This window comes from Microbispora sp. ZYX-F-249 (genome assembly GCF_039649665.1).
In the GTDB taxonomy this organism is placed as follows: Bacteria; Actinomycetota; Actinomycetes; order Streptosporangiales; family Streptosporangiaceae; genus Microbispora; species Microbispora maris.
Genome location: NZ_JBDJAW010000029.1, coordinates 23,372 through 35,320 on the forward strand (window position 1 = coordinate 23,372; position 11,949 = coordinate 35,320).

Genomic DNA, 11,949 nt, shown 5'->3' on the forward strand with positions numbered 1-11,949 from the left:
TCCTCATGATGCGCAACCTGGTGAACGGCGCCGTCGGCGGCGCGCTCGCGACGGCCGTGTACAGCGCGATGCTGATGGCGGCGGACAAGGCCGGCGTGCTGGAGGAGCCGCCGCCGCGCCGGTTCGCGCGGCTGACCCTTCCCGGGCGCGACAAGCCCAAGAGGGGCGAGAACGTGCTCGGGACGATCGCCCACTTCGCGTTCGGCTCCTCCTGCGGTTCGATGCTCGGCCTGCTGTCGGCCGGTCAGCGGGTGCCCGTCCCGATCGGCACGGCGTACGGGTTGCTGGTGTGGTACTTCGGCTGCCAGGGCCTCGCGCCGAGCATCGGCGCGCACCCGCCCGTCCCGAAGGACCGCGTGGGACGCCAGGCCGCGCTGCTGGCGGGACACCTGATGTGGGGCACCGCGCTCGCCCTCGCGCTCAACCGGTTGCGGACCGAGAAGACGCCGCTGACCGCCGAGATCGCTCCCCGCGTACGCGAGCAGGTGCGGCGTGTCATGCCCACCCCCCAGCCGGTCTCCGCACGCTGATCCCGCCCGCTCGTCCGGCTACCAGAAGCGGACTTCCGGATACTTCGCCGACGGCCCGTCCAGCAGGGGCCGCCGCTTGCCCTTCAGGTGCGTGTCGAGGAAGGCGGTGACGTAGTCCCGGGTGATCCGGAGGGATCGCGCACCGTCGATCGGGGCCACCCGCATGCCGAGCTGCGGTCCGAGCACCGCGTAGTCGACGAAGCTCACGTGCTCGGCGCCGGTGACGGTGAGCCAGTGCTTCCATTCACCGGTGACGTGGGGCCAGAACAGGTCCCACGACTTCGGCTCCCCGCCGGTGACCGGCCGCTGCCGCGGGTTGCCGATCATCATGAACGGCTTGGTGATCGGTTCGGCGGGGGTCGCGGGGTTGTAGGAGCCGTCCAGGTTGACCGCGGCCCTGATCCGGTCGCTCACGGGAAGCAGATGGGCGGCGCTCTGGCCGCCGATCGAGTGCCCGACCATCGCGACCCCGCGTTCGTCGATCAGCCGGTTCCAGCGCCCGGCCCGCTCCAGCCGGTCCAGCACGAAGGTCGTGTCGGCCGCCCGCACCCGGGCGACCTTCTCCCCCAGCTCCGGGGTCTGACCACCCGCACCGGCCTCGAACGTGACGGTCCTGCCGCCGGGGAACGTGGTGGCGACCGACTCGTAGGTGTGCTCGATGCCCGCGACGACGTAGCCCCGGCTCGCGAACTCCTCGGCCAGCGAGGTCAGCGTGGCCCGTGGCATGGTCATGCCGGGCGACATGACCACCAGCGGCCATCCGCCCTTCTTCGCCAGCGCGGGCGCGTCGGCGCGGGCGTACGTCCTCGTCTTCGTGAGCGTGTCCGGCGGGAGGTCCTTCAGCTGGGGAAATCCCTTGAGGATCAGCGCCGACTCCTGCGGGGTGACGTACGGCGCGGTCGTGCCCTTCGCCCTCACGGCCGGATACCAGACGGAGACCATCAACTCCCGCGGCCTGCCGTCCACCCAGGGGTCGGGCCGGTGGGAGTCGACCAGATGGACGTCGGACCGTCCGACCGCGTAGTGCCCGGTCGGAGCGGGCAGGGCGGGCGCGGGCTCGGGAGCGGCGGAGGCGCCGCCGGTGAGGGGCGACAGGGCGATCGCCCCGGCGACGAGGAGGTTCTTCATGCCCGTCACCCTGCCGGGCGGCGCCGCCGTATCGTCCCCTGCGAAGGTCACGCGACGTGCGCGACTTTCGTAGGGGGTCGCTCCGCCGGACGCACCAATAGCCTCTGACCGTGAACATCCTGGATCGGGCCCTGCCGTGGGTGCTCGGCGGCGCGGTGTTCCTGCTCTGCGCGGGCTCCGCGTACGGCTGGGCCGGTGTCGCGACGACGCTGCCCGCCCCCGTGTCGCTGGCGGTCGCCGCGGCCGCGGCGGCGGCCGCCGTCGTCGCCAGGCGTTCGGTGTGGCCGGTGACCGTGGTGGCGGCTGTCGCCTACATCTGGCTCGCGATGTGGCCGCCCGTGGTCGTGGCCTCCTATTACGCGGGACTCCAGCTGGGGCGCCGCCGGGCCCTGTGGCTCTACGCGGCCGGCGCGTCCGCCGTGTGGGCGCTGGGCGGAGTCGTCTCCTCTCTGAGCGGCGGCCACCGGGCGCTGGCGATGGGCTCTTCGCCCAACGTGCTCATCCTGGGTGGTGCGCTGGCCGGGCTTCCCCTGGTGGCCGGCTTGTGGAGCCACGCCAGGCGGCAGGTGCTCGTGGCCATGCGGGAGCAGGCCGAACAACTGGTGCGGGAGCAGGTCCTGCGCGCGGATCAGGCACGCGCCCAGGAACGCGCCCGCATCGCGCGGGAGATGCACGACGTGGTCGCGCACCGGGTGTCGCTGATGGTCCTGCACGCGGGCGCGCTGGAGGTCGGCGCGCCGGACGAGCGTACGGCCCGGGCGGCCGCTCTGATCGGCGACGTCGGCAGGGAGGCGCTGAGCGACCTGCGCGAGGTGCTCGGCGTCCTGCGCGCGCGGGACGCCTCCCGCGACCCGCAGCCCACACTGGCCGACCTCGACCGGCTGCTCGCGCGGTCTCGCGCTCTCGGCCTCGTGGTCAACCGGCGTGACGAGGGCCCGGCCCGCCCGATCGGGCAGTCGGCGGAACGCACCGCCTATCGGGTGGTGCAGGAGGCGCTGACCAACGTGCACAAGCACGCCGGCGGCGCCGAGACCGACGTGGTCGTCCGTCACCTGCCCGCCGGTCTGGAGGTCGTCATCCGCAACGCGCCGTCCGCCGCGAGCCGGGTGCTTCCGAAGTCCGGCTGGGGCCTGGTCGGCCTGCGCGAACGCGTCGAGTTGCTCGGGGGCACCCTGGAGGCCGGTCCGTGCGAAGGCGGTTTCCAGGTGCGGGCGAGGATTCCCGCCGCATGATCCGCGTACTGGTCGTCGATGACGAGGCGCTGGTCAGGTCTGGGCTGCGGATGATCCTGGAATCGGCGGGCGGCGTGGTGGTCGTCGGCGAGGCCCGCGACGGCGAGGAGGCGATCGGCGCGGCCGCCCGGCTCAGGCCCGAGGTCGTCCTCATGGACGTCCGGATGCCCGGCATGGACGGCCTCACGGCCGCGGGACGGCTCCTGCGCGCCGTCGACGCCCCGAAGGTGGTCATGCTGACCACCTTCGACCTGGACGAGTACGTCCACGAGGCGCTGCGTCTCGGCGCCGTGGGATTCCTGCTCAAGGACACCCCGCCACGTGAACTGATCGCCGCGGTGCGCACGGTCGCCGAGGGCAACGCGACGGTCTCACCCACCGTGCTGAAAAGGATTCTCGGCTCGTTCGCGCACAAGGCGCCCTCGCGGGCCGAGGCCGCGCGCGAACGGCTCGCCGCGCTCACGGCGAGGGAGGAGGACGTGGTCAGGGCGCTGGCACGCGGCCTGTCGAACGCCGAGATCGGGCGGGAGCTGAAGCTGTCGGAACCGACCGTGAAGGCGCACGTTAGTCGGCTGCTCGCCAAGCTGGGCCTGGCCAACAGGGTGCAGGCGGCGATCCTCGTGCACGACGCCGACCTCGCCTGACGCGCACCCGCCTCGCACGGCCGGGCCGGTGACCGGGAGGCGGGGCGACGAAAGTAGGGGTGCCGCCCGCCGATCGCCCGATGTGCCGTCACCCGCGCAGTGCCTAACTTCAGGGGCGTCGGCCCTGACTTCTTTGAGGGATGGGCCCGCGTCCGATCCGGGATCTCCCGGATGTCCTCGACGCTCCCAGGCCGACACGGTGTAAGGGTCCCCCACGATCGGAGTCACGCTGATGTCGCACGCCGTCCTCGACCTGGTCCAGCAGGTGATGTCGTCGCCCTGGTTGTACGTGGCGCTTTTCGCCCTGGCGTTGCTCGACGGGTTCTTCCCTGTCGTGCCGGCCGAGACCTCGGTGATCACCGCCGCGGTGTTCGCCGCGTCGGGCGAGACCAACCTGGCCCTGGTCATCGGTGTCGCGGCTCTCGGGGCCTGCGCCGGTGACCACATCTCCTACCTGCTCGGCAGCAGGTCGGCGGGCAGGTTGCGGGACAAGAAGTTGTTCGTCTGGGCGCGCGACACCCTGGCGGAACGGGGTGGCCTCGTGCTCGTCGTGGCCAGGTACATCCCCGGCGGGCGCACCGCGACCACTCTCACCATGGGCGCCGTACGGTACCCGCTGCGCTCGTTCACCCTCTTCGACGCGATCGCGGCGGGCTCGTGGGCGGTGTACTCCGGGCTGATCGGCTTCTTCGGCGGCATGGCGTTCGAGAACGACCCGATCAAGGGCCTGCTCCTCGGCCTCGGCATCGCGCTGTCGATCACCGGGATCGCCGAGCTGGTGAGATGGCTCAGGAAGCGACGCGCGGCCCGTCCGGCCCCGGAGCGTCTTCCCGCGCGCACGTCCGCCTGACCCTCTCCGGTGATCTCCCCCCGCGCCGGCTGGGAACATGGGAGCACGAGACTCGGATCATGTCCCCGTTCTCGGCGTCAGCGTGACGAAACAAGGAGGAGCCGGATGAGCAAGCTCGATGAGAACGCCGTAGCTCTGCTGAAGGAAGCGGTCCACGCCTGGGTGACGACCATCAGGCCGGACGGATCGCTGCACAACACCGTGGTGTGGGTCGACGTCGACGGAGACGAGGTCGTCTTCAACACCGCCGTGGGGCGGGCGAAGGAGCGGCACCTGCGCGACGACCCCCGGGTGTCGGTCAGCGTGCTCGACCCGCAGAACGCCTTCCGCTTCGTCAGCGTCTCGGGCATCGCGAAGCTGGAGCTGGAAGGCGCGGACGCGGTGATCGACGGCCTGGCGAAGAAATACCTCGGGGTGGACACCTACCCCTACCGGCAGCCGGGGGAGCAGCGCATCACCGTGCGCGTCGTCCCCGAGAAGGTCATCTCCAGCGCCGGCCGCTGACCCGGGACCGCCGGGGCCGCCCCCACGCCCCAGACCCGCTCACGAGGCGCGCAGGTAGGCGAGGACGGCGAGCACCCGGCGGTGGTCGTCGGCGTCCGGAGGAAGGTCGAGCTTGGCCAGGATGCTCGCGATGTGCTTGGCGACGGCCGCCTCGGAGACGAACAGCGCGCGGGCGATCGCGGCGTTGGAGCGGCCCTCCGCGACCAGGGCGAGGACCTCGCGCTCGCGCGGCGTGAGCCGGGCCAGCGGGTCACCGCGCCCGCGCAGCAGTTGCCTGACCACTTCCGGGTCGATCACCGTGCCGCCGCCCGCGACCGTCGTCACCGCGCCGGCGAACTGCGCGACGTCGCCGATCCGGTCCTTGAGCAGGTAGCCGACGCCTCCGGCGCCCGCCTGGTCGAGCAGCTCGGCCGCGTAGGTCTGCTCGACGTACTGGCTGAGCACGAGCACCGGAAGGGACGGCCGGGCCGCCCGCAGCTCCAGCACGGCCCGCAGCCCCTCGTCAGTGAAGCCGGGGGGCATGCGCACGTCCGCGATCACGACGTCCGGGTCCCGCTCGGCGACGGCCGCGATCAGCGCGGGTGCGTCGCCCACCGCGGCCGCGACGTCGTACCCGAAGCGCTCCAGCAGGCCGGCCAGGCCCTCGCGGAGGAGCACCGAGTCTTCGGCGATCACCACGCGCACGGGATCTCCGCCCTGACCGTGGTCGGGCCGCCGCACGGGCTCTCGACGCCGAGCGTGCCCTCGACGGCCGCCACCCGGTCGGCGAGCCCGGTCAGGCCGGTGCCGCGCGCGGGGTCCGCTCCCCCGCGCCCGTCGTCGGCGACCTCCAGCACGAGCACGCCCCGGCGCAGCCGGCCGCGCACCACGCAGGAACCCGCGCCGCTGTGCTTGGCCACGTTCGCCAGCGCCTCGCAGACGACGTAGTAGGCCGCCGCCTCCACCCTGGCGGGCAGCCGCCCGTCCAGTGCGATGTCCACCCGGGCGGGCACCGGCGACCTTCCGGCGACGTCGCGTACGGCGGCGGGCAGCCCGCGGTCGGCGAGCACCTGCGGATGGACCCCGCGGATCAGCTCGCGCAGCTCCGCGAGCGCCTGTCCCGCCAGTTCGCGGGCCTCCTCCAGCCGCAGGGCCGCGGGCGAGCCCGGCGGAAGGTCGAGCCCGGCCAGGCCGAGCTTCATCGACAGGGCCACCAGCCGCTGCTGCGCGCCGTCGTGCAGGTCGCGCTCGATACGGCGGCGCTCGGCCTCGAAGGCGTCCACCAGCCGCGCCCGGGACCGCGCGACCTCGCGCGTCTCGGCCTCCTGCGGGACGAGCATCGCCCGCGCCATCGCCGCCCGGGCGCCCGCCCAGGCGGCGACCGTGTACGCGGCCACGGGCACCAGCAGCAGTCCGGCCGCCGAGCCGATGAAGGTCTCCCCCAGCGTGGCCTCACCCTCGGGGCTGATCGGCTGCACGACCGGAGAAAGGATCAGCACGGCCGGCCCGGCGATCGCGACCGCCGCCACCAGCAGGTCCACCCAGCCGAGCACGACCAGCGCCACGAGGGCGTGCCCCGCCTCCCGCCACCCCGGCCACCGGCCGCCCGGCGGCCCGTGCACCGGCTGCCGGTCCGCGAGCCGCAGCCGCCACCGCTCGAACCAGGCCACGGGCACCAGCAGCGCGGCGGCCACCAGGACGGCCACCGGAACCGCGGTGATCGCGCCCGCGACGCCGCCGACCGCGCGCGCCGACGACAGCACGGTGGCGAACGCGAACCCCGGAACGGCACCGGTCAGCAGGTACGCCAGGGAGCGCCAAGGCCAGACGGAGGTCAGGAAGCGGCCCGGGGGCCCGGTGAGCGCGTCCAGCGCGGTCCGGGGTGCGAGGGCTGCGGGGGCGGCGGCGGGGGCGATGGGGGCGAGGATGGGGGCGGCCACGGCATCGACGCTAGCCGCTGGACGCGCCGGTGTCGGTAGTGCTGGGAATACCTCCGGTTCTCGCCCCAGCGCCAATGCCCGGCGGGCCCGCCGCCGGTTGGCTGAGCGACATGACACCAACCGACATGACACCAGCCGGCGTGACACCGACCGGCGTGACACCGACCGGCGTGACACCGACCGGCATGACACCGACCGGCATGACACCGACCGGCACGACGCGGGCAACCGGGCAGGTGGTCCTGCTCGACTCGGTCCGCGTGGTCTACGGCAGCGGGCCGGGCGCGGTGACCGCTCTTGACGGCGTGACCCTCGGATTCGGCCGGGGGACCTTCACGGCCGTGATGGGACCGTCGGGCTCCGGCAAGTCCACGCTGCTGCACTGCGCCGCCGGGCTCGATCGTCCGGCGGCCGGGACCGTGCTCATCGACGGCACCGACCTCGGCCGGCTGGACGAGAAGGCGCTCACCCTGCTGCGCCGGGACAGGGTCGGTTTCGTCTTCCAGGACTACAACCTGGTCGACGCGCTCACCGCCGAGGAGAACGTGGCGCTGCCCCTGCGCCTGGCCGGCCGCCGACCCGCCGCCGCCTCGGTGCGCGACGCGCTGGGTGAGGTCGGCCTGGCCCACCGGGCCGGGCATCGGCCCGCCGAGCTGTCCGGCGGCGAGCGGCAGCGGGTCGCGATCGCCCGCATGCTGATCGCCCGGTCGGAGGGAACCGAGCCCGCCGTGCTCTTCGCCGACGAGCCGACCGGCGCGCTCGACAGCGCCGCGTCCCGCACGGTCATGGAGCTCCTGCGCGGGCTCGTGGACACCCGCGGGCAGACCGTCGTGATGGTCACCCACGACCCCGCCGCCGCGGCGTACGCGGACCGGGTGGTGCTGCTGGCGGACGGCAGGATCGACGGGGAGCTGGACCGGTCGAGCGCCGCCGAGATCGCCGCGCGCATGACCCTGCTGGAGGAAGCGTCGTGAATTTCGCCCTGCTGCGCTCCCTGCTCCGTGGCCGGTGGACCGGGCTCGTGGGCAGTTTCGTCGCGCTCTGCCTCGGCACCGTGATCCTCTCCGCGACCACGCTGCTGCTGGCCTCCGCCGGCCCGCGCGTGCCCGAGCGGTACGCCGCCGCCCCCCTGCTCGTACGCGTCCCCGGCACGCCCGGCGAGGAGAACGGCTTCGGGGAGAACCGGCCCTGGTCCCCCGAGACCGCCGGGTCGCTGGTCCGCGCGCTGACGTCCGTGCCCGGCGTCGCGGCGGCCGTGCCCGACCGTGCCTTCTACGCCCAGGCCGTCGTCGGCGGCAGGCCGGCGGGCGCGCACGAGGCCCGGAGCTGGAGCGTCGCCGCGCTGGCGCCGTACCGGCTGGTGGCCGGCCGGGCGCCGGTGAGCGCCGGGGAGGTGGTGCTCGACCGCGCGCTCGGGCTCGTGCCGGGCTCGCCCGTCACGCTGCTGACGGCGCGCGGACCGGCGCCGTACACGGTCACCGGCCTCACCGACGGCCCCGGGCCGTACGTGTCGGACGGCGAGGCCGGGCGGCTTGGGGGCGGTGTCAGGGTCGTCGGGCTGCTCATCCGGCCGGGGGCCGATCTCGCCGCGGTACGGGCCGCCGTGTCGCGTGCCGTACGCGGGGTGGCCGGCGAGTCCGGGGAGGTGCTCGCGGGACCGGACCGGGCGGCGGCCGAATCCGCCGCCGACGCCCGGACCCGCTGGATCGGCATGCAGGTGCTGACCGCGATGGCACTGCTCGGCGGTTTCGTGTCCGTGTTCCTGGTGGCCTCCACCTTCGCGTTCCGGGTGCACCAGCGGCGTCGTGAGTTCGGTCTGCTGCGGGCGGCCGGCGCGACCCCGCGTCAGATCCGCCTGATCGTGTACGGCGAGGCGCTCGCCGTCGGCGTGGCCGCGGCCACGGCCGGGACCCTGCTGGGGGCCGCCGTCGCGCCCGCGGTGGGCGAGGCGCTCGTCGCGGCGGGCGTCGAGCCCTCCTCGTTCGGCGTGCGGTTCACGCCGTGGCCGCCCGCGGGGGCGGTCGCGGCCGGGATCGCGGCGGCCCTGCTCGGCGCGTGGTCGGCGGCACGCCGGGCCGCCCGGGTCCGTCCCCTGGAGGCGCTGCGCGAGCACGCGGCGGGCGGCGGGCCGATGACGCGGACGCGGTGGATCGCGGGGACGGTGGCCGTGGCCGGGGGCCTGGCCATGGCGGTGGCGAGCGGTTCGGCCCGGGAGGACGCGCTGGTGAACGACGTCCTGCTCGCCGCGATGGCGCTGATCGCCGGGCTCACGTTGCTCGCGCCGGTCGTCCTCCCGCCGCTCGTGCGGGCCCTCGCGTGGCCGATGGCCAGGTCGGCGGTGGGCATGCTGGCGGGGCGCGGCGCGGCGACGGCCGTGCGGCGCACCGCCGCCACCGCGGCCCCGGTGCTGCTCACGGTCGGCTTCGCCGTGCTCGTCACCGGCATGGTGCGCACGACCGCCGCGGCGTACACCGTGGAGGGGGCCGCGGGCGGCGGCGCGACGGCGGTGCTGGTGCCCGACGCCGCCCCGGGCCTGCCGGACGCGGCGCTGCGGGCGGCCTCGGCCGCCACGGCCCCGCTTCCCGCCACCGTGTGGGGCGACAGGCCGTTCGCCGCGCTCGGCGGCGCCGGCCTCGGCGATCTCGGCGGTCTCGACGGTCGCGCCGGCCTCGGCGATCTCGGCGGTCTCGACGGTCTCGACGACGACGCGATGGCGGTCGCCGGGTGGATCGCGCGGGATCACGGCTGGCGGACGGGAGACCGCGTGCCGATCACCTTCGAGGACGGCCGGACCGTGCGCCTGCGGGTCGCGGCGGTCCTGGCCGAAGCTCCGGCGGAGGTGCTGGTCTCCCGGGACACGCTCCGCGCCCACGACCCGTCGGCGCTGACCTCCGAGGCGTACGTGTCCGGGCCGCCCGGACGCGCCTTCCCCGGCCTGGGGGCGAAGACGGTGAGCGTGGCCGACCGCGTGGCCGGCGAGCAGGCGGAGGAGGACCGGCTCGTCTGGCTGTTCACGCTCCTGCTGGTCGGGGTCTCGGCCGGCTACGCCGGTCTCGCGATCGTCAACGCGCAGGTCATGGCGGCGTCGGCGCGGGTCCGCGACGTCGTGGTCCTGCGCCTGACCGGCGCGACACGGCGGCAGGCGATCGCGGCGACCGCCGCCGAGGCGGCTCTCGTCACGGGAACGGGCACCGTGCTCGGCTTCGCGGTGGCCGTCCCCGCACTGCTGGGAATGCGCGCCGGGCTGGCGGAGATGGCCGGAGGCGCCGTCCCTCTGGTCGTTCCCTGGCCGACCGTGGCGGCGATCGTCGCCCTATGTCTCGTCTTGGCGACCACTTCCAGCACGATTTTCACATTCAACACTTCTGCCGCAAAACGTAAAAGACAGACAGAAGCGGATCAAGGGCCGTTTACCAGGGCAGACGCGTGATCAGGCAAAGGAACCGTCAACCCTTCACCGGGAAATCGCAAGGGTTGTGATCCAAAGCGTCCGGGCGACCCTGATTCCGGACATCTCTTATTAACCTTTTTTTCCTGAGCATTGCATTACGGACGACAAGGGAGGGTTCATGGCGGGCGGGCGCATGCCCAACTTTTTACGCCCGCGCTCGATCCAGGCGCGGACCGCCGCGATGAGCGCGATCGTCTCCCTGGTCGTCCTGACGGTGATCGGGACCGGTGTGGACATCGCCATCAGGAACCGGATCCACAGTCACCTCTTCATGGACACGCAGCGGGTGGCCACCGACTGGATCGCCTCGATGGGCCCCAACGGCATCCCCGCGCCGCCGGCGACGCACGGCGATCTCGTCCAGCTCGTCGACTCCGGCAACCGCGTGATCACCGCCAGCCGGGCGGCGAGCGGCAGGCCCCCGCTGACCTCCCCCTTCCCCACGGGGGAGGACCGCCTGCAGTACCGCATCGAGTGCCCGGACAAGGGGCGGTGCGTCGCGCTCACCGCCGTACGGGTTCTGCCGGTGCAGTCCCGGCTGTTCTGGAACGGCGAGCCGCACGCCGTGTACGCGGGCAGGACCGAGCCCGGCCTCCTGGCCACGCGGCGGCTGGAACTGTTCACCGCGATCGGAGTGCTGTTGATGACCGCCGGATGGACCTGGGCGAGCTGGCGTGCCGCGGGGCGCACGCTGCGTCCGGTCAGAGAGATTCGCGAGAGGGTGACGGAAATCAGCGTTCGCGACCTGAGCCTGCGGGTCCCCCAGCCACCCGGGCGTGACGAGATCGCCGAGCTCGCCCGGGCCTCCAACAACTTCCTCGAACGCCTCGACACCTCCGTGCGCCAGCAGCGACACTTCGCCTCGATGGTCTCCCATGAGCTGCGCACCCCGCTCGCCGGGCTGCGCACGCAACTGGAGGAGGCCCTGCTCTACCGCGAGGAGACCGATCCGTACGAGACGATCCGGACGGCGGTGCGCACCACCGAGCGGTGCCAGGCGATCATCGACGAGATGCTCACGGTCGCCCGCGTGCGCACGGCCGCGGCCACCGAACCCCAGCCGGTCGACCTCGGGGCGCTCGCGCGGGAGGAGGCCGCCGCCCGCACCGACGGCGTGCCCGTGCGGACCGAGGTCAAGGACGAGGTGACCGTGCTCGGCAACCGGGTCCAGCTGTGCGGCGTGCTGACCAACCTGCTGGTCAACGCGCAGCGGCACGCGTACAGCGAGGTGGCGGTCACGGTCGAGCGGGCCGGCGACGAGGCGGTCGTCACCGTGCTCGACGACGGCGACGGCATCGCGCCAGAGGACCGCGAGCGGGTCTTCGAGCCGTTCGTCCGTCTGAAGGACGGGCGCCGCCGCGACCCGAAAGGCACCGGGCTGGGCCTCGCCCTGTGCCGCGTCACGGCGGACGCCCATCGCGGGACGCTCCGGGTCGAGGACTCCCCGCGCGGCGCCCGCTTCGTCCTGCGCCTGCCACTGCCCGCAGGCTCCTGACCCCACCACCCAACTGCCGTGATCTTGCAGTTTGTCGCACGGACCACCCTCGACCAGGCCTTTCACCCTTCGTGATCATGCAATTCCACCGGCATCTGGCCACCGACCAGGCGTAACCCCGATCGTGATCATGCACTGCGCACCGCGGCCGGCCATGTGATCGAACTGCGTGATCACGAACGGCGATCGCCCAGGT

11 protein-coding genes are annotated in these 11,949 nt (G+C 73.7%); 8 read left to right on the forward strand and 3 right to left on the reverse strand.

Annotated elements, in window-relative coordinates; translation table 11 throughout:
- The first annotated feature begins 5 nt into the window (after positions 1-5).
- Positions 6-530, forward strand: coding sequence for a DUF6789 family protein (locus AAH991_RS28500; protein WP_346228999.1), 525 nt, complete (start codon positions 6-8; stop codon positions 528-530).
- 18 nt (positions 531-548) lie between these two features.
- On the opposite strand, the gene AAH991_RS28505 is transcribed toward AAH991_RS28500, so the two are convergent.
- A complete protein-coding gene (locus AAH991_RS28505; protein WP_346229000.1) occupies positions 549-1,658 on the reverse strand; it encodes an alpha/beta hydrolase family protein in 1,110 nt (369 codons plus the stop codon).
- Between the two features lie 110 nt (positions 1,659-1,768).
- Here AAH991_RS28505 and AAH991_RS28510 point away from each other — a divergent pair, with 110 nt between their 5' ends.
- From AAH991_RS28510 to AAH991_RS28525, 4 genes are all read left to right on the forward strand, one after another.
- Entirely contained in the window at positions 1,769-2,890 is a 1,122-nt protein-coding gene (locus AAH991_RS28510) for a sensor histidine kinase (protein WP_346229001.1), read from the forward strand.
- Positions 2,887-3,534: a response regulator gene (locus AAH991_RS28515; RefSeq protein ID WP_346229002.1), complete on the forward strand. Its 648-nt coding sequence runs from the start codon at positions 2,887-2,889 to the stop codon at positions 3,532-3,534. Before AAH991_RS28510 ends, AAH991_RS28515 begins: the two co-directional genes overlap by 4 nt.
- 232 nt (positions 3,535-3,766) lie before the next feature.
- Positions 3,767-4,384: a DedA family protein gene (locus AAH991_RS28520; RefSeq protein WP_346229003.1), complete on the forward strand. Its 618-nt coding sequence runs from the start codon at positions 3,767-3,769 to the stop codon at positions 4,382-4,384.
- A 105-nt stretch (positions 4,385-4,489) separates the two neighbouring features.
- Entirely contained in the window at positions 4,490-4,888 is a 399-nt protein-coding gene (locus tag AAH991_RS28525; protein ID WP_346229004.1) for a PPOX class F420-dependent oxidoreductase, read from the forward strand.
- 39 nt (positions 4,889-4,927) lie between these two features.
- Here the strand turns inward: AAH991_RS28525 and AAH991_RS28530 are convergent, their stop codons facing one another.
- Together AAH991_RS28530 and AAH991_RS28535 are read right to left on the reverse strand one after the other, a co-directional pair.
- Entirely contained in the window at positions 4,928-5,572 is a 645-nt protein-coding gene (locus AAH991_RS28530) for a response regulator (RefSeq protein WP_346229005.1), read from the reverse strand.
- Positions 5,560-6,807 carry a sensor histidine kinase gene (locus AAH991_RS28535; RefSeq protein ID WP_346229006.1) on the reverse strand — a complete coding sequence of 416 codons (1,248 nt, stop codon included), beginning with the start codon at positions 6,805-6,807 and terminating at the stop codon, positions 5,560-5,562. The genes AAH991_RS28530 and AAH991_RS28535 overlap by 13 nt, the downstream gene beginning before the upstream one ends.
- Before the next feature lie 200 nt (positions 6,808-7,007).
- On the opposite strand from AAH991_RS28535, the gene AAH991_RS28540 reads away from it, so the two are divergent.
- The 3 genes from AAH991_RS28540 to AAH991_RS28550 all read left to right on the forward strand — a co-directional run bounded on the left by AAH991_RS28540 (position 7,008) and on the right by AAH991_RS28550 (position 11,753).
- Positions 7,008-7,781, forward strand: coding sequence for an ABC transporter ATP-binding protein (locus tag AAH991_RS28540; RefSeq protein ID WP_346229007.1), 774 nt, complete (start codon positions 7,008-7,010; stop codon positions 7,779-7,781).
- The gene (locus AAH991_RS28545; RefSeq protein WP_346229008.1) at positions 7,778-10,237 is read left to right on the forward strand and encodes an ABC transporter permease; all 2,460 of its coding nucleotides are present in this window, start codon (positions 7,778-7,780) and stop codon (positions 10,235-10,237) included. The genes AAH991_RS28540 and AAH991_RS28545 overlap by 4 nt, the downstream gene beginning before the upstream one ends.
- A 154-nt stretch (positions 10,238-10,391) precedes the next feature.
- Positions 10,392-11,753: a sensor histidine kinase gene (locus AAH991_RS28550; RefSeq protein WP_346229009.1), complete on the forward strand. Its 1,362-nt coding sequence runs from the start codon at positions 10,392-10,394 to the stop codon at positions 11,751-11,753.
- Positions 11,754-11,949: the final 196 nt, after the last annotated feature.